This window comes from Serinicoccus hydrothermalis (assembly GCF_001685415.1).
Taxonomy (GTDB): Bacteria; Actinomycetota; Actinomycetes; order Actinomycetales; family Dermatophilaceae; genus Ornithinicoccus; species Ornithinicoccus hydrothermalis.
Window position 1 is genome coordinate 3,068,826 of the sequence record NZ_CP014989.1, and the last position, 20,055, is coordinate 3,088,880.

General features: G+C 73.3%; 22 protein-coding genes. 7 read left to right on the forward strand and 15 right to left on the reverse strand.

Features of this window, described 5'->3' with window-relative positions; genetic code table 11:
* Positions 1 to 9: 9 nt before the first annotated feature.
* The 4 genes from SGUI_RS14300 to SGUI_RS14315 all read right to left on the reverse strand — a co-directional run bounded on the left by SGUI_RS14300 (position 10) and on the right by SGUI_RS14315 (position 4,676).
* Positions 10 to 1,248, reverse strand: a complete 1,239-nt coding sequence (locus tag SGUI_RS14300) for a 2-oxoacid:ferredoxin oxidoreductase subunit beta (protein WP_237141376.1) — start codon at positions 1,246 to 1,248, stop codon at positions 10 to 12.
* Positions 1,245 to 3,140 carry a 2-oxoacid:acceptor oxidoreductase subunit alpha gene (locus tag SGUI_RS14305; protein ID WP_066641405.1) on the reverse strand — a complete coding sequence of 632 codons (1,896 nt, stop codon included), beginning with the start codon at positions 3,138 to 3,140 and terminating at the stop codon, positions 1,245 to 1,247. The genes SGUI_RS14300 and SGUI_RS14305 overlap by 4 nt, the downstream gene beginning before the upstream one ends.
* Positions 3,141 to 3,223: 83 nt before the next feature.
* Positions 3,224 to 3,544: a TraR/DksA family transcriptional regulator gene (locus SGUI_RS14310; protein WP_066641406.1), complete on the reverse strand. Its 321-nt coding sequence runs from the start codon at positions 3,542 to 3,544 to the stop codon at positions 3,224 to 3,226.
* Between the two features lie 37 nt (positions 3,545 to 3,581).
* Positions 3,582 to 4,676, reverse strand: coding sequence for a lipid II:glycine glycyltransferase FemX (locus SGUI_RS14315; RefSeq protein ID WP_066641408.1), 1,095 nt, complete (start codon positions 4,674 to 4,676; stop codon positions 3,582 to 3,584).
* 70 nt (positions 4,677 to 4,746) lie between these two features.
* On the opposite strand from SGUI_RS14315, the gene SGUI_RS14320 reads away from it, so the two are divergent.
* The gene (locus SGUI_RS14320) at positions 4,747 to 5,682 is read left to right on the forward strand and encodes an SDR family NAD(P)-dependent oxidoreductase (RefSeq protein ID WP_066641411.1); all 936 of its coding nucleotides are present in this window, start codon (positions 4,747 to 4,749) and stop codon (positions 5,680 to 5,682) included.
* Between the two features lie 30 nt (positions 5,683 to 5,712).
* On the opposite strand, the gene SGUI_RS14325 is transcribed toward SGUI_RS14320, so the two are convergent.
* Positions 5,713 to 6,225, reverse strand: coding sequence for a low molecular weight protein-tyrosine-phosphatase (locus tag SGUI_RS14325; protein WP_066641413.1), 513 nt, complete (start codon positions 6,223 to 6,225; stop codon positions 5,713 to 5,715).
* A gap of 266 nt (positions 6,226 to 6,491) precedes the next feature.
* Here SGUI_RS14325 and SGUI_RS14330 point away from each other — a divergent pair, with 266 nt between their 5' ends.
* From SGUI_RS14330 to SGUI_RS14345, 4 genes are read left to right on the forward strand one after another with little or no spacing between them, the layout of a single operon-like run.
* Positions 6,492 to 7,238, forward strand: coding sequence for a fructosamine kinase family protein (locus SGUI_RS14330; protein WP_066641415.1), 747 nt, complete (start codon positions 6,492 to 6,494; stop codon positions 7,236 to 7,238).
* Positions 7,239 to 7,269: 31 nt separating this feature from the next.
* Positions 7,270 to 8,760, forward strand: a complete 1,491-nt coding sequence (locus SGUI_RS14335) for a serine hydrolase (RefSeq protein ID WP_157621859.1) — start codon at positions 7,270 to 7,272, stop codon at positions 8,758 to 8,760.
* Between the two features lie 10 nt (positions 8,761 to 8,770).
* A complete protein-coding gene (locus SGUI_RS14340; RefSeq protein ID WP_066641417.1) occupies positions 8,771 to 9,127 on the forward strand; it encodes an NADH-quinone oxidoreductase subunit A in 357 nt (118 codons plus the stop codon).
* Between the two features lies 1 nt (position 9,128).
* Positions 9,129 to 9,767 carry an NADH-quinone oxidoreductase subunit B gene (locus SGUI_RS14345; RefSeq protein WP_066641418.1) on the forward strand — a complete coding sequence of 213 codons (639 nt, stop codon included), beginning with the start codon at positions 9,129 to 9,131 and terminating at the stop codon, positions 9,765 to 9,767.
* Here SGUI_RS14345 and SGUI_RS14350 read toward each other — a convergent pair.
* The 9 genes from SGUI_RS14350 to SGUI_RS14390 form a co-directional block, all read right to left on the reverse strand.
* Positions 9,752 to 10,321 (reverse strand): OmpA family protein, encoded by a 570-nt coding sequence (locus SGUI_RS14350; protein ID WP_191090921.1) that lies wholly within the window; start codon positions 10,319 to 10,321, stop codon positions 9,752 to 9,754. The two genes, SGUI_RS14345 and SGUI_RS14350, sit on opposite strands and share 16 nt — an antisense overlap.
* 26 nt (positions 10,322 to 10,347) lie before the next feature.
* Complete coding sequence (locus SGUI_RS14355) at positions 10,348 to 10,947, reverse strand: hypothetical protein (RefSeq protein WP_066641420.1); 600 nt, start codon at positions 10,945 to 10,947, stop codon at positions 10,348 to 10,350.
* Between the two features lie 81 nt (positions 10,948 to 11,028).
* Entirely contained in the window at positions 11,029 to 12,249 is a 1,221-nt protein-coding gene (locus SGUI_RS14360; protein ID WP_237141377.1) for a protein kinase domain-containing protein, read from the reverse strand.
* Complete coding sequence (locus SGUI_RS14365) at positions 12,246 to 12,878, reverse strand: RNA polymerase sigma factor (protein ID WP_066641425.1); 633 nt, start codon at positions 12,876 to 12,878, stop codon at positions 12,246 to 12,248. The genes SGUI_RS14360 and SGUI_RS14365 overlap by 4 nt, the downstream gene beginning before the upstream one ends.
* A 47-nt stretch (positions 12,879 to 12,925) precedes the next feature.
* On the reverse strand, positions 12,926 to 13,483 hold the full coding sequence (locus tag SGUI_RS17215; RefSeq protein WP_066641427.1) for an OmpA family protein: 558 nt from the start codon (positions 13,481 to 13,483) through the stop codon (positions 12,926 to 12,928).
* On the reverse strand, positions 13,480 to 14,136 hold the full coding sequence (locus SGUI_RS17765; RefSeq protein WP_066641429.1) for a hypothetical protein: 657 nt from the start codon (positions 14,134 to 14,136) through the stop codon (positions 13,480 to 13,482). The genes SGUI_RS17215 and SGUI_RS17765 overlap by 4 nt, the downstream gene beginning before the upstream one ends.
* Before the next feature lie 99 nt (positions 14,137 to 14,235).
* Entirely contained in the window at positions 14,236 to 14,928 is a 693-nt protein-coding gene (locus tag SGUI_RS14380) for an anti-sigma factor (protein WP_066641431.1), read from the reverse strand.
* The gene (locus tag SGUI_RS14385; protein ID WP_157621861.1) at positions 14,925 to 15,467 is read right to left on the reverse strand and encodes an RNA polymerase sigma factor; all 543 of its coding nucleotides are present in this window, start codon (positions 15,465 to 15,467) and stop codon (positions 14,925 to 14,927) included. The genes SGUI_RS14380 and SGUI_RS14385 overlap by 4 nt, the downstream gene beginning before the upstream one ends.
* Before the next feature lie 98 nt (positions 15,468 to 15,565).
* Complete coding sequence (locus SGUI_RS14390; protein ID WP_066641436.1) at positions 15,566 to 17,686, reverse strand: choice-of-anchor Q domain-containing protein; 2,121 nt, start codon at positions 17,684 to 17,686, stop codon at positions 15,566 to 15,568.
* A 241-nt stretch (positions 17,687 to 17,927) separates the two neighbouring features.
* Between SGUI_RS14390 and SGUI_RS14395 the strand changes: the two genes are divergently transcribed.
* Both SGUI_RS14395 and SGUI_RS14400 read left to right on the forward strand, forming a co-directional pair.
* Positions 17,928 to 18,770 carry a L,D-transpeptidase gene (locus SGUI_RS14395; protein ID WP_066641438.1) on the forward strand — a complete coding sequence of 281 codons (843 nt, stop codon included), beginning with the start codon at positions 17,928 to 17,930 and terminating at the stop codon, positions 18,768 to 18,770.
* 42 nt (positions 18,771 to 18,812) lie between these two features.
* Positions 18,813 to 19,415, forward strand: a complete 603-nt coding sequence (locus tag SGUI_RS14400) for an NADH-quinone oxidoreductase subunit C (protein WP_066641440.1) — start codon at positions 18,813 to 18,815, stop codon at positions 19,413 to 19,415.
* 4 nt (positions 19,416 to 19,419) lie between these two features.
* Here the strand turns inward: SGUI_RS14400 and SGUI_RS14405 are convergent, their stop codons facing one another.
* Positions 19,420 to 19,863 (reverse strand): GNAT family acetyltransferase, encoded by a 444-nt coding sequence (locus SGUI_RS14405; RefSeq protein ID WP_066641442.1) that lies wholly within the window; start codon positions 19,861 to 19,863, stop codon positions 19,420 to 19,422.
* Positions 19,864 to 20,055 lie beyond the last annotated feature (192 nt).

Consider the following 20,055-nt stretch of genomic DNA (forward strand, 5'->3'; position numbering starts at 1 on the left):
GTCTACGGCTCACTCCTCGAAGGCCTCCTCGGCCTCCTCGACCAGCGTCTCGCCGGCCGCGGGGATGGGGCCCTCGGTCGTCTCGCCCTCGAGCGTCTGCTCCACCTCACCGGGCCGGGTGCCGTCGACGGTCCAGGTGTCGCGGCCGTGGAGCAGGCCGTCGAGCGAGGCCTCGTCCCGCACGCTGCCCGCCGTGGCGCTCGCGACCTGCTCGCGCACCCCGTCGTCGTAGGTCGTCCGCTCGACCTGCCGGAAGATCCCCATCGGCACCGTCTGCATGCTGGGGTCGTCCAGCCGGGAGAGGGCGAAGGCGGGGGTCGGGTCCGGGTCGGCGGGGTCGTGCACGACGACGGTATGCCCGTCCGGCACCGCGGCCTCGGGCACGACCCGCAGGTGGCCGCCCGCGTCCCGCGCGACGACCTTGGCCTCGGCGCTGCCCTCGGCCCCGATCCGCACCGGCTCCCCGGCGCGGAGGTGGGCCACCCGGCCGGTGGCCTCGTCGCGGTCCTTGAGCAGCTGGAAGGCGCCGTCGTTGAAGATCGGGCAGTTCTGGTAGATCTCCACGAGCGAGGTGCCGCGGTGCGCGGCCGCCGCCCGGAGCACCTCGGTGAGGTGCGCCCGGTCGGAGTCCATCGTGCGGGCGACGAAGGTCGCCTCCGAGCCGAGGGCGAGCGAGACCGGGTTGAAGGGGTGGTCCACCGACCCGGCGGGCGTCGACTTGGTCACGGCGCCGACGTCGGAGGTGGGGGAGTACTGCCCCTTGGTCAGCCCGTAGATCTTGTTGTTGAAGAGCAGGATCGTGAGGTTGACGTTGCGCCGCATCGCGTGGATGAGGTGGTTGCCACCGATCGACAGCGCGTCGCCGTCACCGGTGACGACCCAGACCGACAGGTCCTCGCGCGCCGTGGCGAGCCCGGTCGCGATGGCGGGGGCACGCCCGTGGATGGAGTGCATCCCGTAGGTGTCCAGGTAGTAGGGGAAGCGGCTGGAGCAGCCGATGCCGGAGACGAAGACGATGTTCTCCCGGCGCAGGCCGAGGTCGGGCAGGAAGCCCTGCACGGCGGCGAGCACGGCGTAGTCGCCGCAGCCCGGGCACCAGCGCACCTCCTGGTCGGAGGTGAAGTCCTTCTTCGTCTGCCGCTCGCCCTCGGGGAGGGTGGGCACACCGGCGGTGCCGGCGACTGCGTCGTTCCGGGGGGACCCGGGGGCGGAGCCCCCGGGCGAGGGCATACCGAGGTCGATGCTCATGCGCGGGCCTCCTGTCCCTGGATCTCCATGAGGTTCTCGTGGATCACCTGCGCGAGCTCCCCGGCGGTGAAGGGCAGCCCCCGCACCGCGGTGTGGCTGCGCACGTCGACGAGGTAGCGCCCGCGCAGGAGCAGCGCGAGCTGGCCGAGGTTCATCTCCGGCAGCACGACCCGGTCGTAGCGCCGCAGCACGTCGCCGAGGTCGGCCGGGAAGGGGTTGAGGTGGCGCAGGTGCGCGCGGGCGATCTTCGCGCCGGTGGCCCGCACCAGCCGGGTGGCCGCCGCGATGGGGCCGTAGGTGGAGCCCCACCCCAGCACCAGCACCCGGGCCTCGCCGCTCGGGTCGTCGACCTCCAGCGGCGGGATCGAGTCGGCGACGGCGTCGATCTTGCGCTGGCGCAGCCGGACCATGTGGTCGTGGTTGGCCGGGTCGTAGGAGATGTTGCCGGTGACGTCGGCCTTCTCGATGCCGCCGATCCGGTGCTCCAGCCCCGGGGTGCCCGGCACCGCCCACGGCCGGGCGAGGGTCTCGGGGTCGCGCAGGTAGGGGTGGAAGACCGGCTCGCCGGACTCGTCGGTCGCGTTGGGCTCGGTGGTATGCCGCACCGTCAGGTCGGGCAGCTCGGCCGCCGCGGGGATCTGCCAGGGCTCGGACCCGTTGCCGAGGTAGCCGTCGGAGAGCAGGATCACCGGCGTGCGATAGGTCGTGGCGATCCGGGTCGCCTCCAGCGCCGCGTCGAAGCAGTCGGTGGGGGAGGACGCCGCGACGACCGCGACCGGGGACTCGCCGTTGCGCCCGTGGAGCGCCTGCAGCAGGTCGGCCTGCTCGGTCTTGGTCGGCAGCCCGGTCGAGGGGCCGCCGCGCTGGATGTCGATGACCAGCAGCGGCAGCTCGGTGGCGACGGCCAGCCCGATCGTCTCGCTCTTGAGCGCCAGCCCGGGTCCGGAGGTCGTCGTGACGCCCAGCGACCCGCCGAAGCTGGCACCGAGCGCCATCCCGACCGCGCCGATCTCGTCCTCGGCCTGCAGCGTCGTCACCCCGTGCGCCTTGAGCGCGGACAGCTGGTGCAGGACGTCGGAGGCGGGGGTGATCGGGTAGGACCCGAGCACCAGCGGCAGCCCGGTGCGGTAGGCCGAGGCCACCAGGCCCAGGGCGAGCGCCTGGTTGCCGGTGATGGTCCGGTAGGTGCCGGGGGTCATCGGCGCCGGCGCCACCTGGTAGCGCACGGCGAAGTCCTCGGTGGTCTCGCCGTAGGCGTGGCCGGTGCGCAGCGCGGTGAGGTTGGCGTCGAGGATCTCCGGGGCGCCGGAGAACTTCGCGCGCAGGAAGGCCTCGGTGGACTCGGTGTCGCGGGAGTAGAGCCAGGACAGCAGGCCCAGGGCCAGCATGTTCTTGGCCCGCTCCTTCTCCTTGCGGGTGAGGCCCTCGATCTCGGCGAGCGCCTCGACCGTCATGGACGTGAGCGGCAGCGCGTGCACGTGGTAGCCCGCGTCGGCGAGCGAGTCGTCGGCGAGGGGGCTCGCGGCATACCCGACCTTGGCCAGGTTGCGCTTGGTGAACTCGTCGGAGTTCGCGATGACCGTGGCCCCCCGCGGGAGGTCGGGGAGGTTGGCCTTGAGCGCGGCGGGGTTCATGGCGACCAGGACGTCCGGGGCGTCGCCGGGGGTGGCGATGTCGTGGTCGGCGAAGTGCACCTGGAAGGAGCTGACGCCCGGCAGGGTGCCCTGCGGCGCGCGGATCTCGGCCGGGAAGTTGGGCAGGGTCGACAGGTCGTTGCCGAGCGACGCGGTGTCGGAGGTGAAGCGGTCGCCGGTGAGCTGCATGCCGTCACCGGAGTCACCGGCGAAACGGATCACGACGCGCTCGAGCTGGTGGAATGGAGTAGAAGACATGTCAATAGACAAGGTTACTCTCCCCTAAAGGCGCCCAGGGACGCGCCATCCGCCGCCAGGGGCAGCCGCGGGGACCGGTCGGCTCAGCCGTGCCGGACGCAGGTGGTGGCCCAGGGTCGGGCCTCCAGGCGGTCCTCCGGGATCGCCTCGCCGCAGAAGCTGCACCGTCCGTAGCTGCCGTCGTCGAGCGCGCGCAGCGCGGCCCGGACCTGGCCCAGCAGCGCCTGCAGGTTGTCGTGCGCGGTGACCGCGGTCAGCCGGTCTACGGCCATGGCGGTGCCGTCGCCGACCCGCTTGCCGAAGGAGATGCTGCCCTGGTCCTGCACCGGGGCGGCCAGCTGGTCCATCTGGGCGACCAGCTCGGTCTCCTTGGCCTCCAGCTGCGCCCGCGCCTGCTCGTGCATCGGCCCAGCATCGCACGCGCCCGCGCGACAGGTGGGCTCAGAGCACGTCGTCGGTGGTGCCGAAGCTGCGATAGTTGAGGTAGGAGCGACGCAGCCGCAGCGCGCGCCGCAGTGCCGGGCTGAGCGGGCTGAGCGACAGGTCGTAGGCCGGGAACCAGTAGCGGTCGGCGCCGAACTTGAGCTTCATCTTGTAGACGCCGAAGGAGTGCTTGCTCTCGTCGAGCAGGCGGGGGATGCCCCACAGGTCCAGCGTCGAGTAGCCGTGCTCGTGCGCGTCCTTGATCGAGGCCCAGTAGAACGCGTCCGGGGCCTTGGCGTCCTTGCGCTTCTCACCCTCCTGCGGCGGCCGGTCGTCGCGCACCGACCCGCCGTAGAGGTAGCAGGTGGTGTCGCCCAGCGCGATGTAGAAGCCGCCCGCGAGCGCCCGTCCCTCGTGCCGGGACAGGACGAGGTATGCCTCGCCGCCGTCCTGGTCGGCCTCCCGGCGCAGCGCCTCGTAGTAGGCGCGGGGGAAGGCACCCAGGCTGGACCGCTCGTTGGTGGCGGTGAAGATCTCCCAGAAGTCCTCGAAGCTCTCGTCCCGCCCGGCCTCGACCCCCATCCGCTCCGCGGTGCGGACGTTGCGCCGCGCCATCTTGTGCAGCCCGGCGAAGAGGGTGTCCAGGTCGGGCGTGGTGTCGATGAGGATGGTGTGCTCGGGCTGCTCGGTCCTGGCCCGGCGGAAGGGCCCGTGGCGCGCCGGGATGCGGGACTGCTCCTCCTCGAGGTCGTCCTGGCTGGCGCTGTGGCCGGCGAAGATCGGGTGCGGCGGCTCGATGGTGAGGTAGTGGTCGGTGCGGCGGGCCACGCCGCGGATCGCCTGGGCGACCTCCGGGAGGAGGTCCAGGTCGGTCAGGGCCGGGCCGCGCGGGGCATACAGGGTGCTGACGCCGGGCACGAGGCGCTTGCGCAGCAGCTGCACCGCGCCGACCACCTCACCGCCACGGCGGATGAAATAGCGCAGGGGCTCCTGGCCGAGCTCCTTGCGTGCCTCGCCGTAGCCCCACCCCTGGAGCGGGCTGCTGATCGGCATCTCGGCCACGGCGGCCGAGAAGGAGGCGCGGTCGTCGGCGGGATCGAGGGTCACCGTCATGCGGACAGGGTAGCCGTCGGCGGACGCCCTCCCGGCCACGACGAGCCGGGCCGCTGGCACACTCGGTGCCATGTCGGAGCAAGCGGTGGAGAAGGCGGGCGACGTGCTCGGGTGGGAGCACCTGCGCGCACCGGACCTGCGCGGTCGCACCGTCGTGGTGACCGGGGCGAGCGACGGGATCGGGCGGGAGGCGGCGCTGCACCTGGCCCGGTGGGGCGCCCGGCTCGTCCTGCCGGTGCGCAACCGGGACAAGGGGGAGGCGGTGCGCGCCCGGCTCGCCCGGGAGACGACGGCACCCGGGCCGGACCCGGTCCGGCTGGTCGACCTCGACCTCGCCGACCTGGCCTCGGTGCGCCGGGCGGTGACCGAGATCGCGGGTCTGGTCGAGGGGGAGCAGGTCGACCTGGTCAACGTGGCCGGCGTCGTGTCGCCGCGCCGGCAGGAGAGCGTCGACGGCTTCGAGCTGCTGCTCGGCGTCAACGCGCTGGCGCCGATGCTGCTCGTCGAGTCGCTGCTGCCCGCAGTTGGCGGCAGGGTGGTGCTCGTCACCTCGCACGCGCACACGTCCGGCCGGATCGACCTGGAGGACCCGCACTTCCGGACGACGCGGTGGAGCCTGCCCCGGGCATACTCCCGGTCCAAGCTCACCGCGATGCTGTGGGGTCTCGACCTCGCCTCCCGTATGCCGACCGGCACCGAGCTGCAGCTCGTCCACCCCGGGTGGGTGGTCACCAACCTGCAGAACGCGAGCGGCAACGCGGTGGTCGACCGTGCGGTCACGGCCGCCAGCCGGCCGCTGGCGATGACGGCGGGCGAGGGCGCCGCGGCGGTGCTCCTCGCGCTCACCCAGCCGCTGCCGCCGGGCTCCTACGTCGGACCGGACGGGTGGCAGCACCTGCGCGGACGGCCCACCCTCATCCCCCGGTCGGAGCGGGCCTGCGACCACGACCTGGCCCGGCGCGTCGTGGACTGGATGCGCGGTGAGGTCGGCCTCGACGGGGGCTGACCGGTGTCCGGGAGATGACTGGCGGAGCCGTCAGCGCGCGGCCCGGTAGGCGGCGAGCACCTCGTCGACGCGGTCCTCGCTGATCGCTGCCACCAGCCCGGCCACGGCGTCCTCGACCTGGTCGTACATCGCGACGAAGGCCTCGCGCGACTGGCCCCAGGGGTCCGGCACGTCGGCGACGTCGCCGCCCTCGGTCGCGTCGGACGCGAAGGCGCCGAGCCGCACGACCTTCGCCTCGTCCTCGGGGGTCGGGGCCAGCGCGAGGACGTCCTCCTCGTTGGAGGAGTCCATGACCACCACCAGGTCCGCGGCCTCGAGGTCGCCGGCGACGAGCTGCGCGCCCCGGCTGGTGAAGGCATACCCCCGGCTCTCGCCCTCGGCCTGGGACTGCGAGTGCGGCCGGTCGCCGACGTGGTAGTCCGCGGTGCCCGCCGAGCTGACCGTGACGTCGTCGAGGCCGGCCTCCTCGAGCCGGGCGTGGAGGACGGCCTCGGCGGCGGGGGAGCGGCAGATGTTGCCCAGGCAGACGGTGATGATGTGCATGGACCCAGCCTCGCAGGCCCGCCCCCCGTCCTCGACATCGCTGCCCCGACACCCGCCCTCCCGCCTGCCCGTCCCCCTCTGCCCGAATTCGACCTCTGGAATCGTCGCCATGGCGACGTTTCGAGAGGTCGAAATCCGGCGGGCTCGGTCGCTGCCCGTTTTCGACATCTGGTGTGTTAGCCATGGCGACGTTTTCAGTCGTCGAATTCCGGCAGGGGCTGCGAGGGTGGGGCGATGCCGGGACGAGCGCGACCGATGAGCGAGGTATGCCCGTGAGCGAGGTCTTCACCAAGACGCGGGCCGGCGCGCCGCCGCTGTTCTTCGACCGTGAGGCGCTGGGGCTGCGGACGCTCGCGGAGGCCGGGGCCCGGGTGCCCGCCGTGCGCGAGGTCGGCGAGGAGGGCATCACCCTGGACCGGGTGAGCAGCGGCGGGCAGCGCACCGCCGCCTCGGAGGAGGCCTTCGGGCGCGAGCTGGCCGCGCTGCACCGGACCACGGGGGAGCGCTACGGCGCGATCGACGGCGAGCCGACGGCATACCTCGGCGACTGCCCGGTCGACCTCACGCCGTGCGAGACCTTCGCCGAGTCCTGGCTCGACCGCCGCGTGCTCCCGCTCACCCGGCGCTGCGTCGAGCGCGGCCAGCTCGACGCCAGCAGCCTGGCGGACGCCGAGCGGCTCACGCCCGAGCACCTCGGCCCGCTCGAGCCGCCGACCCTCGTGCACGGGGACCTCTGGGCGGGCAACCGGCTGGTCGACCCGCGCGGCCGCAGCTGGCTCATCGACCCGTGCGCGCACTACGCCCACCGGGAGGTCGACCTCGCGATGATGCAGCTCTTCGGCGGCTTCAGCGGACGGGTCTTCGCGGCCTACGCCGAGGACTTCCCGCTGGCCGACGGCTGGGAGAGCCGCGTCCCCGCCTACCAGTCCGTCCCGCTGCTCGTGCACGTCCTCCTCTTCGGCGGGGGGTATGCCGTCCAGGCCGCCGAGGCGCTGCGGAGCGCGACGTGCTGAGATGGTCCCCAGGCACGAGGGAGGCGGCACGATGCGCAGGCTGGTCGGTGGTGCGCTCGCCGGCGCGCTCGTGCTCGCCGGATGCACGCAGGAGTACGACGACGACATGGCGATGACGACGACCCCACCGCTGGTCCTGGAGACCTCCGCGCCGGAGGAGGCCGCCGCCACCTCGGCGCCCACGACCGACGCGCAACCCGCGGAGCCGGTCGACCCGGCCACCGCGATCCCCGAAGAGGAGCTGCTGGAGCAGACCGAGTGGGTCCTGGGCCTGCTGGAGGAGGACGCCACCGGACCGGCGGCGGAGGAGTCGGCCCGGCGCTTCGCCCCGACCTTCCTCGAGGAGGTCTCGGTCATCCAGCTCGGCACGATCTTCGCCGGGCTGCGCGGCTCGGCGCCCTACACCGTGACCTCGGCCGCGCAGAGCGAGGGCGTGGGCCGCACGGCCACCCTCACGCTGCACGCCGCGGACCAGCCCCTGGTCATGACGCTGAGCCTGGACGAGAACGACCAGATCGCCAGCCTGCTCTTCCAGCCGGACACCTCGGGGGAGGCGCCGCAGATCTCGTCCTGGCCCGATCTCGACGAGGCGCTCACCGAGCTCGGCGGCCAGAGCCAGGTCGTCGTGGGCGACGTCAGGGACGGCACCTGCGAGGTCACCTACACGACCCGGGGCCTCGACCCGGGCGAGGCCTTTCCCAGCGGCTCGGTCGTCAAGCTGCTCGTGCTCGCGGCGGTCGCCGACGCGGCGCAGGAGGGGGACCTGGCCTGGGAGGACGAGCTGACGATCACCCCGGACGTCACGAGCCTGCCCTCGGGCGTCCTGCAGGACCGCGAGGACGGCTCCACCGTCACCGTGCGTGAGGCGGCCGAGCTCATGATCTCGATCAGCGACAACACCGCCACCGACCTGCTCATCGAGGCCGTCGGCCAGGGTGCCCTGCGGGAGAGCGTCACCACCGCGGGCCTGGACACGACGCGCATCATGCCGGTGCCGACGACGCGGCAGATCTTCCAGCTCGGGTGGCAGGTGGACAGCGAGGTGCGCGACCGGTGGGCCGAGGCGGCGGTCCCCGAGAGCCGGGAGGCGATCCTGGCCGACCTGCCCGAGGAGCTCGACGTGCCGGCGGCCGCGGTGACCGTCCCCGTGTGGGAGAGCGGCGTGGACTGGTTCCTCACCGGCGCCGAGATCTGCTCGCTGCACGCCCGGCTCCAGCAGCAGGCCACGTCCGGGGCGGGTGAGCCGGTCCGGGAGATCCTCGCGACGAACCCCGGGCTCACCCCGCCGGACGGGGTGACCTACCAGGCCTTCAAGGGCGGCTCGGTCCCCGGCGTGCTCGCCCTGTCGTTCTACCTGGAGACCTCCCGGGAGACCGAGGAGACCGACGGTGACCCGGACGCCTCCCCGCCCGGCGGCGTGGTGCTCGTCGTGCAGACCCGCAGCGAGGAGGCCATCGACCAGATGCGGGCCGTGACCATCATCGAGGCCGGCCTCCAGCACCTGGCGCAGGGCCCCGGCTAGTCTGGGGACGATGTCCGACTACCTCGTCGTCGCGCTGGTCACGCTCCTGGGCGTGGCCCTGGTCGCGACCGCCTTCGGTGCCCGCCGCGCGCTCGCGCCGAGCGACCCGACGCCCGAGAAGGTCACGACCTACGAGTCCGGCGTGGACCCCGTGGGCGACGGCTGGCAGCAGGGCAGCGTGCGCTACCTCGTGTATGCCCTGCTCTACGTCGGCTTCGCCGTCGACGCGGTCTACCTCTTCCCCTGGGCCCTGGTCATCCGGACCCACCTCGGCGTCGCGAGCCTGGTGGAGATGGCCGTCTTCGTCGGCGTCCTCGTCATCGCGCTGCTGCACGTGTGGCGGCGCGGGCTGCTGCGGTGGTGGTGAGGTGAACGCGCCGACCAGGCCCGGCACCGGGCATACCGCCAGCCTCCCGACGCCGCGGGTCGGGGCGCCGGTCGAGAAGGCGCCGCGTGCGGTGCAGGTCGTCCTCAACTGGGGGCGGAGGTACTCCCTCTGGGTCTTCAACTTCGGGCTGGCCTGCTGCGCGATCGAGTTCATCAGCGCCTCGATGGCGCGCCACGACTTCATCCGGCTCGGCGTCATCCCGTTCGCGCCGGGCCCGCGCCAGTCCGACCTCATGGTCGTGTCCGGGACCGTGACCGACAAGATGGCGCCGGTCATCCGCCGGCTCTACGACCAGATGCCCGAGCCGAAGTACGTCATCTCCTTCGGCGCCTGCTCCAACTCCGGCGGCCCCTACTGGGACAGCTACTCGGTGACCAAGGGCGTCGACCAGCTCATCCCCGTCGACGTCTACGTCCCCGGCTGCCCGCCCCGCCCCGAGGCGCTGCTGCACGGCATCGTCACCCTGCAGGACCAGATCGCGGCCGAGACCCCGGGCCGGGCGCGTGCCCGGTCCGGGTCCCGGTATGCCGACCGCCCGGTCAGCGGTGCCGAGGTCACCCGCGGTCTGGTCGCGCCGCCGACCGAGCCCGCGGGCGACGAGGCTCAGCCCCCGTCGTAGCGCACCTCGACCCGCCGGTTCTGCTGACGCCCCTCCGGGTCGTCGCTGCCGTCCGGGTGCGTGTTGTCCGCGACCGGGTCGGTGGAGCCCAGCCCCTCGGTCTCCATCCGCGAGGCCTCGACCCCGGCACCCGCCAGGTAGTCGGCCACCGCCTGGGCGCGGTCCTGCGAGAGCGGGCCGTTGACCTCCTCGGTGCCGAGGGAGTCGGTGTGGCCGGTGACGGTGATCGGGCCCTCGGTGTCCTGCAGCAGGGCCGCGAGCGTGTCCAGGCTCTGCTCGGCCGTCGGCCTCAGGTCGGCGGAGCCGAAGTCGAAGAGGAAGCGGTCCGAGAGCGTGGCCACCGTGTCCTCCCCGTCCTGCTCGGCGCCGACGGTCTCCTCCAGCACCTCCGGCTCGACGTCCTCGGGGTCGGTGTAGAAGAAGGTCGTGGAGGTCAGCGGTGCGTCCCAGGCGGAGTAGACCTCGACCGTGGACCGCGGAGCCTCGTAGTCCGCGGGGACGGGTGCCTCGCTCGCGGCGGCCACGGGCGTACCGGTCGCGCCGAGGCAGGCCACCAGGGTGAGTGTCCCGAGACGCCGCTTCACCGGGAACCACCCAGGGGCACCTCGAAGGTGAGCTGGGACCACGACTCGCCGAGCGCCTCCAGGTCCAGCGTCAGGCTGCTCGTCTCCGGGTCGACCCGCCCGGCGAAGACGAAGACCGCGTCCACCCCCTCGCGCCCCTGCAGGTAGAGCGTCTCGCCCTCCCCGCCGGCCTGCGGCTGGAAGGTGAACTCCCGCCCGCGGTCGTCGTAGAGCCGCGGGGAGTTGTTGGATGCGCCGTACCACGTGGCGAGCTCGTCGTCGGAGTCGTTGACGACGGTGACCTCGGCCTCGACGTAGTAGTCGTGCACGGAGACGTCGTGCACGGTCACCGAGAACGCCTCCTCGTCCTCGCTGACGTGGCGTGTCTCCTCGAGCTCGACGGTCTGCGGCTCGGCGGGCTCGACAGCGGTGGACTCCTCCTCGGTGGCCCCGTCCGCGGGATCGGCCGACGCCACGGCCTCGTCGGCGCCGGTCTCGCCGTCCGCCTCGCCCTCGACCTGCTCGAAGGTCGCGGGGTCGTCGCCGGCGCAGGCGGTGAGGCCCATCGCCCCGGCGAGGGCGAGCGCCACGAGGGTGCGGTGCTGGTGCGTTCTCATCTGCTGTCTCCTGGTTCGGGGTATGCCGTCACGGGGTCTGTCGGCGGGCGCGCCCGCAGAGTTGCACCGGGACCGGGACGACTACTCGTCGGCGCGGACGTCGAGACGGTGCTCGGCCAGCAGCTCCCTGCCCTGCGCGTCCGTCGCGTGGACGACCACCGTGGCCCGCCCCGGCCCGGTGGGCCGCAGCGTCACCGAGGGCTCGTCCGTGACGTAGCGGCCACCGGGGAGATCCCACGCCCAGGACCGCACCCCGGTCGACTGCAGCGTGAACTCCGCCTGGTCCCCCACCGTCACCTCGTCGGGCCCGCTGATGGCGATCCGCGCGGTCTGCGTCGCCGCGGGCGGTCCGGAGGTCGCCCGCCCGAGCACGACGCCGCCCACCAGGAGCAGGAGCGCCGCGAGCGCCGCGGCGAGGACGAGGCGGACCCGCGCGGGCCTGCGCTCGTGCGCCGGCACCTCCGGCGCCGCGGACGCGGGGACGTCCGGGGCCGGCTCGAGCGCCTCCTCGACCTCCGCCAGCCAGGCGGGCACGTCCTGCTGCCGGTCTGCCGGGTCGGTCGCCTGGCCGCGGGTGAGCGCCCGGTCCAGGGCCTCGGGCAGGTCGGCGTCCTCGCAGACCCAGGCGAGCAGCGCCGACAGCGAGTAGAGATCGGCCCGGCCGTCGACGACCGCGGGACCGGCCTGCATCTCCGGGGCGCGAAAGCCGGTCGTGCCGCCGGCCACGGTGAGACCGGAGTTGATCGCCAGGTCCTTGCACATGCCGAGGTCGGCGACGAGGACCTGCTCGTCCTCGCGCACGAGGCGCAGCCCCGCACGCCGGGAGTCGGGCGCGTCCGCGGTGTCCAGCGAGGTGAGCAGGACGTTCGCCGGGCTGAGGTCCCGGTGCACGAGCCGGGCCCGGTGCACCGCGGTGAGGGCGGTCGCGAGCTGCCGCGCCAGCACCAGCACCTCGGCCGCGGAGGCGGTCCACCCCTCGGACCGCAGCTCACGCACCCGCTGCGCCAACGTGCCGCGGTCGGCGTGCTCCAGGACGTGGTAGGGCTGCTGCCGCTCGCTCTCGCCCAGGTCGTAGAGCGTCACGACGTGCGGGCTGCTCACCCGCCGCAGCGCCCGCCCCTCGGCGATGAAGCGCTCGCGCACCTCGGGGTTGAGGCTGTGGTTCTCCGCAAGGATCTTGACGACCACGGTGGCGTCGAGCCGGTCGTCGGTGGCCCGGTGGACGGTCGCGAAGGAGCCGACGCCGATGACCTCGTCCAGGGCGTAGCGCCCCACCGACAGCCGACCCCCCACCGGAGTCACCGGCTGGTCCACTCCGACGGGTCCAGCGCCCCGGCGACCAGGGCCCGGCCACGCGCGATCTGCGCCTTCACCGTGCCGAGGTTGCGGTCGAGCCGGCCGGCGATCTCGGCATACGTCAGACCCTCGACGTCGCGCAGCGTCACGGGCTCACGGTAGAGGTCGGGCAGGGAGCCCAGGGCCTCGCGCACGGTGGCGCGGGTCGCCAGCATCGAGCTCATCCGTTGGGAGGGCGCCTCCTGCTCCGGGGGCAGGGGAGCGGTGGCGCGCTGCCGTCGCAGGTGGTCCACCACCCGACGCCGCACGATGCTGTGCACCCACGTCGACACCCGGGCGGAGCCGCGGAAGGAGCCGATCGAGCCGGCGACCGAGATGAGGGTGTCCTGGCACACGTCGTCCACCGCGGCGGGGTCGAGCAGCGAGCTGCGCACGAACCGGCGCACCATCCCGGACCCGTCCAGCTGCTCGAGGAGCAGCTCGGTGGCCAGCCTCGAGCCGTCCGCGGCCAGCGTCGCAAGCGCCTGCAGCTGGTCGTCGAGGCCGGCGGCCGGGGTGTCCCGCAGCAGGGAGCGGGCGGCGAGGTCGTCCCCGGCCTGCACCGCGGCGACGACCGCAGCGCTGGCCTCGTCCATGGGGGGAGGTTAGCGCGCCCGTCCACGCGCGGCGGGCATACCGTGCCTCAGCCCTCGAAGCGGATCTCCACCCGGCGGTTGAGCGCCCGACCCTCGGGGTCGTCCTCCCCGCCCTCCTCGTTGGGGGCGACCGGCTCCTCCTCGCCGAAGCCCTCGACCTCCAGCTCCAGGTCGGGGCGGGACCGTTCGATGATCTGCGCCACCGTGTCGGCCCGCTCCTCGGACAGCTCCTGATTGTCCTGCGCCGTGCCGATGCTGTCGGTATGCCCGTGCACCTGCACCGTGGCACCGTCCGGGACGTCGGCGACGAGCTCGGTGATCTTGTCCTCGGCGGCGCCCGTGACGTCGGCCTCGCCGAACTCGAAGAGCACGTCCGAGGCGAGCGAGATCACTGTCTCCTCGCCCTCGGTCGAGCGGGTCTCGACGGGGGTGATGTTGTCCTCCAGCTGGACGACCCGGGGGTCGAGCTCCGTCACGCTCGCCGCGAGCACGTCGGGGGTGACCCACCGCAGCGCGTCCTCGACCGAGTCACCGGGGTCGGCGCCCTGGGCCGGGAGCGGGGAGAGCAGCGCCCCCGCCAGTGCCGCCGTGGCGATGATGCTCACCGGAGCTCGACCTCGACGGTGGGGGCGCCCTCGACCAGGCTCAGCGTGACGGTGGTGACGTCCTGCGGCGGGGCGGCGAAGACCGCGTAGCCGTAGATCGTCTGCCCGGGGAGGAACTTGAGCTCCTGGGAGCTGGTGGCGGCCTTCGTCCCCGGCCCGGACACCACGTCGTGCCGCGTGAGGTTGACGGTGTCGACGAAGTAGGGCTTCCAGCTGCGGTCGCCCATGTAGCTGTAGATCCAGGCCGGCGCGACCCCGCGCGCGTCGCTCTGGACCTGGAAGGAGAAGGTGCCGAGGACCACGTCGCCGTCGCGGACCATGCTGTGCACGGCCACCTCCAGCGTGGCGTCCTCGTCTCCCTGAACGGTGGCCGGGATGGTCGCGGTGGCCAGCGGCTCGCCGACGTCGTTGACGTCGACCCCGGCCGCTGCCGCCGAGTCGGCCTCGACGTCGGTCTCGGTCTGCTCCCCCTCGGTAGCGGCCTCCTGGTCCCCGTCGTCGGCCTGCTCCTCCGGGGCCTCGTCCTGGGTGTCGTCCTGGGCCTGCGAGGCCGAGGAGTCCGCGTCCTCGAACTGCGCGGCCTCGCCCTCGCAGGCGCTGAGCGCGAGCGCCCCGGCGAGCACGAGCGGCAGGATGCGTGACGCACGTCGCATGGTGGTGTCTCCTTCGTCGTCCTGATCTGTCAGGAGGTGTGTCGGCGGCGGAGGAGAGAAAGTTGCACCAGGTTTCCCGCCGATCACGACGGGGAGAGGTTAGCGCCCGTCCTGCTCGAGGAGGGTCGCGCTGCCGCTCAGCACCACGTCGCCGGAGGGGCTCGGGTCGCCGTCCGGCAGCTCGCGGGTGATCTCGATCATCGGGTAGAGCTCGGGGTCGACCGCCGCGTGCAGCACGACGTCGGTGCCGCTGCCGTCGTAGGCGGGGTGGAAGGTGCCCGCGGAGATGCGGTCCGGGCTGTCGGGGGAGTCACCGGGGGCGAGGAACCACAGCTCGTAGTACTCCCCGATCGGCAGGTCCGGCAGGCTCTCCGAGCGCAGCCGCACGATGCGTCCCTCGGGCGCCGCCGAGCCCTCGACGTCGACCTCGGCGCCCTCGGAGCCCAGGGTCGCCTCGAACTCCGGGACCCCGCGGGCCAGGACCTCGTCGGTGCTCTCGCCGCCCAGGTCCACGGCGGTGCCGATGCCGACACCCACCGCGACCGCCGCGGCCACGCCGGCGGCCGTCCACCAGCGGGTGCCGGTGCCGGTGTTCTTGGGTCGCTCGCGTCGTGACGGGGCTGGTGCGCCGGTGTCGACGCTGCGCAGCTCTGCCCCCTGCGGGGCGTCCGGCTGGTCACGTCGGGCCCGCTCGGCCTGCTCGCGCAGCGCGGCGACCCGGTCCTCCGGCGGCTCGGCGTCGGCAGGGGTGAGCGCCTGCGCGATCGCGAGCTCGAGCTCGTCGTCGTTCACGGGTGCACCTCCTGCATCGTCGTACGTAGTCTCGTGAGGGCTCTGGACTGGGCCTGGCGGACGGCGCCCTCGCCCCGTCCCACCAGGGTGGCGGTCTCGGCGGCGGACAGCCCCGCGACCACCCGGAACCACAGGAGCTCCTGGTCGTCCTCGCTGAGCCGGGAGAACCCTTCCCGGACCGCTGCGGACTCCTCTTCGTGCAGCACGGTCTGGAGGGGTCCCCGGCCGGCGTCCTCGTGGGTGTCGAGGTCGACCGCCTGCGACCGGGAGGAGCTGCGGATGTGCTCGAGCACGACGTGCCGCAGCACCCCGAACAGCCACGCCCGGATGCGCATGCCACGGTCCTCGAAGGTGTCGATGCGGTCCAGCGCCCTGGCCATCGCCTCCGAGACCAGGTCGTCGGGGTCGGCTCCGGCGGGGGCCCGGCGGGCGGCATACCCCCGCATCATCGAGTAGCTCTGCCGGTACAACGCCTCCCAGGCGTCGGGATCCCGTTGCTGCAGCAGCTGCAGGTCGGGGTCGTCCGTCGTCGGGGGCATCTCGCTCAGGCTACAGGGCCGGTGCGGCGCGAAGGCGTGGTCCGGCTGGACCTGTCCTTCGCGCCGCACGAGCTCACCTGTTCACCGTGAGGGTGGGATCAGCCGGTGAACGTCGGGTCCGCCTCGACCGGGTCGGCCGGGGAGGCCGGCGGCATCGAGCCGTCGTCGTCACCGTCGTCACCGTTGTCGTCGTCGCCGCCGTCGTCGAACTCGCCGGCCTCGACCGAGCCGCTGTCGACCGCAGCCCCGACCGGACGGTCGGCACCACGCTGGTCGACGTCCAGGGCGTTGGCCTCGACACCGGCGTCGATGACGACGCTGCCCTCCACGGGCGCGTGGGTCATCGTCGGGCCGCCGTTGTCGGCCAGGTCACCCAGGCCCGGGTCGCTCACGCCACCGAGGTCGTCGTCACCGGCGGTGATGGTGTCACCCACGACGTTGCCGCCGGTGCTAGTCACCGCGTCGGTTCCGTCGGCGCCACCGTTGTCGGCGACCACCGAGTTGCCGATCTCGATCGCTCCGGCGAGGCCGCTGGAGTTGTGCAGCACCGTGGTGTGCACCAGCGTCACGGCCCCGGAGACGCTGGACACGCCACCGCCCTCGGCCGCGTCGTTGGAGCTCAGGGTGCTGTTCGTCAACTCGAGCGTGCCGCCGTCGTTGTAGAGCGCGCCACCCATACCGTCCGTGGTGTTGTCGTTGAGGGTGGTGGCATTGACGGTCATCGTGCCGGTGCCGGAGTTCCACAGCCCGCCGCCCTGGTTGGACGCGGAGTTGCCGGTGACGGTCGAGGTGTCGACCGTCACCGTGCCGGCGCCGGTGAGGTGCAGGCCACCGCCGTTGCCGGGGTTGGCACCGGTGGAGTTGCCGGAGAGCCGGCTGTCGGTGACCGTGGTCTCGCTGCCGTCGACGACGGCCTCGATCCCACCGCCCGCGCGGACCGCGGTGTTGTCCATGACGTCGCTGCCGGTCACGGTGAGCGAGCCGCCGTTGTTGAGCAGCCCGCCGCCGGAGCCGGCCTCGCCGTCGGCGACGTTCTCGCCGACGGTGCTGCTGCTGACGCTCAGCTCGCCGCCGTCGTTGTAGAGGCCGCCGCCGCCCTGGTCCGCCTCGGCGCCGGACGCGGTGTTGGAGCTGATCGTGGCGTCGGTGACCGTCATGGTGCCGCCGGCGGAGTTCCACAGGCCGCCGCCCTCGGCGCCGGCCGTGTTGTCGGCCACGACGGTGCCGGTGACGTCGACGGTGCCGGCCCCGGTGAGGTGCAGGCCGCCGCCGTTACCGGGGCTGTCACCGGTGCTGTTCTGCCACAGGGTGCCGCCGGTGATGACCGTCGAGCTCCCCTCGGTCGCCTCGATGCCGCCACCCGCGCGGACGCTGGTGTTGCTGTCGACCTTGGAGTCGGACACCTCGACCGAGCCGCCCAGGGTGAGGATGCCGCCACCGGAGCCGGCCTCGCCGTCGGCAGTGTTGCCGGTCACCTCGGTGCCGTTGACGACCAGCGTGCCGCCGTTGTTGAACAGGCCGCCGCCTCCGTCGTCGGCCTCGGCGCCCGAGGCGGTGTTGCCCGAGACGACGCTGTCGGTGACGGTCATGGTGCCCGAGCCGTTCCACAGGCCGCCGCCCTCGAGGCTGGCGGTGTTGTCGGTGACGGTCGAGCCGGTGATGTCCGCGTCGGCCGCGCCGGTCAGGTGCATCCCGCCGCCGTTGCCGGGCGCGTCGCCCGTCGTGTTGCCGGTCAGGGTGACCGCGGCGAGGGAGGTGGTGGAGCCCTCGGAGCCCTCGATGGCGCCACCGGCGCGGGTCGCGCTGTTGCCGCTCATCTCCACCGTGTCGGCGGTGAGCGAGCCCTGGTTGAGCACGGCGCCACCGGAGCCGCCGCCCTCGGCAGACGGCTCGTCGACGGCGGTACCGCCGGTGAGGGTCACGTTGAGCAGCGTGAGGCTGCCGCCCCCCGCGACATGGAAGCCGCGGTCACCGAGCGCGGAGGCGTCGATGGTGGCGCCCTGCCCGTCGACGGTGATGTCGCTGGTGACGTCGAGGTCGCCGGTCGCGGCCTCGTCCTCACCCGCCCCGGTCAGGTCCAGGGTGTAGGTGGAGGCGCCGTCGAGGGTGACGGTGTCCGCCTCGTCGTTGCCGTTGGCGGCGATGATGGCAGCGCGCAGGCTGCCCTCCTCGGTGCCGTCCGCGGTGCTCGTGACCTCCAGAGAGGCCGCGTTGCTCATCAGCGGAGCGCTGACGGCGAACCCGCACGCGAGGGCTGTCGCCCCCAGGGTTGCGATGGATCTACGCACGATGTCTCCTCATGCTCGGTGTCTGTCGTTTCCGGACAGCGGACCCCGGTGTCCCGGCCAGGTGGCAGGCATTCTGTGGATGAGTCCACACCCCTACATGCACGGACCGGCCGTTTCGTCACACCCCGATCTCCGAGGAGTTTCGTGGGCGTCCCGGGTTAGGCTCGGCGGTATGACTTCCGCCGCGACCCCGCGACGCCGCGCCGTCCTCCGGGCGGCCCTGGCCGGCTCACTGGCCGGTGCCCTGGCCGCGTGCTCGGGGAGCGAGGATGCCGAGCCCTCGGGGGAGTCTGCGGGCGACGGCGCCGGCACCACCGAGCCGGAGGAGGGCGCGGGCAGCGCCGAGCAGTCCTCGGACCCGGAGGCCACCAGCGCCGAGGCCGCGCGCCCGGAGACGATCGTGGCGACCGCGCTCGTGGACCAGCTCCAGGTCTTCGCCGAGCCGGAGGACATGGACGCGGTGGGGGAGAGCCGCGAGCCGGAGATGGTGCTGGACCGCACCGAGCGGACCACCGGCCAGCTGGTCCTGCTGGCCCTGCAGACCGGAGACGTCTGGACCCAGGTGCAGCTGCCCGTGCGGCCCAACGGCAGCACCGGGTGGGTCCGCTCCAACCAGGTGTCGCACAGCGGGCACAGCTTCCGCATCGACGTCGACCTCGCCGGGCACGAGATCGTCGTGACGAACGCCGGCACGGAGGTCGCCCGGACGCCGGTGGGCGTGGGGCGCTCGGACCGGCCGACACCCGGCGGCGACTACTTCGTCACCGAGCTGCTGCAGCCGCCGGACCCCGACGGCATCTACGGCCCCTACGCCTACGGGTTGTCGGGCTACTCCGACGTGGTGATGGACTTCCGCGGGGGCGAGGGCGTCATCGGGATCCACGGGACCAACGAGCCCGAGCTCATCGGCACCGACGTCAGCTCGGGCTGCATCCGGATGGACAACGCCGAGATCGTCCGGCTGGTCGAGCAGGTCGGGCTCCCCCTGGGGACGCCGGTGACGATCCGGGCCTAGGCAGACCGCACGACAGACCCGCACGGAGCACGCAGGAGAGACATGAGAGCGACGCCCGGCGCCACGCCGGCCCTCGACACCCGTCGCCTCCCCGCGGGGGAGTGGCACGAGGGCGTCCGCGCGGCCCGGGCCGAGGGGTATGCCTTCTTCGACTGGCTCTCCGGCGTGGACGAGAGCGACGCCGAGGAGGCGGAGGAGGCGGAGGCCGACGCCGAGCCGGGGCTGGAGCCGGGTGTCGACGTCCTGTGCCACCTCATCGACGTGAGCCGACGTGGCCCGGGTGGGCTGCGCCGGCTGCTGCTGCGGACGCGGGTGCCGGAGGGTGGGTCGCTCGCCTCGGTCACGGACCTCTTCGCCGGGGCCGCGTGGCACGAGCGGGAGACGCACGAGATGTACGGCGTCGGCTTCGAGGGCTTCGACGACGGCACCGGCCTGGGCCTGCGGCCGCTGCTGCTGCCCGAGGGCTTCGAGGGGACGCCGCTGCGCAAGTCCTTCGTGCTGGGTGCGCGGGCCTCCAAGCCGTGGCCCGGCGCCAAGGAGCCCGGGGAGGGTCCGGGCGGGGCGCCGGCCAAGGGTCGCCGGCCGCGCAAGCGGCTGCTGCCGCCGGGCGTGCCCGACCCGTCCTGGGGCCCGCGCGAGAGCTAGCTGCTCAGGCCGAGCCCTGGCGCAGACGCTGCAGGTCCTCGTCGAGGAAGCGGCCCAGCACGGACACGCCCTGGTCGACGTAGCCCAGCCGTTCGTAGAAGCGGCGCACGTCGTCGTTCTCGGCGCGGATCATGAGCATCACCTTCGGTATGCCCTGGCCCTCGATCCACTCCTCCGCCGCCGCGACGAGGGCCTTGCCCAGGCCCGAGCCCCGGTGGGCCTGGTCGATGGCGAGGTAGTAGATCCAGCCCCGGTGCCCCTCGTGCCCGACCATGACGGTGCCGACGAGGAGGTCGTCGTCGAGAGCGCCGAGGACCTCCGAGGACGGCCCCGACACCGCCATCCGGAAGTCCGACCGCGGGTCGTTCCAGGGCCGCGTCAGGCCGCACTCGGACCACAGCCGGGCCGCGTCATCGGCGTGCTCCGAGGTCAGGGGGAGGATCTGCATACCCCCATCCTGCCCGCACCCTGGTCGACTGGCCGCACGCTTTGTGTCGACCGGCCGCGCGCTTTGGTCCGACTGGCCGCGCACCTTCCGTCCTGCACAGCAAATCGTGCGGCCGGTGCGCGCAAACCGTGCGGCCGGTCCGGGGTTCCGGTGCGGTTCCCCCGGGGCGTCGGAGCCGGTCGTGCCGCCGTC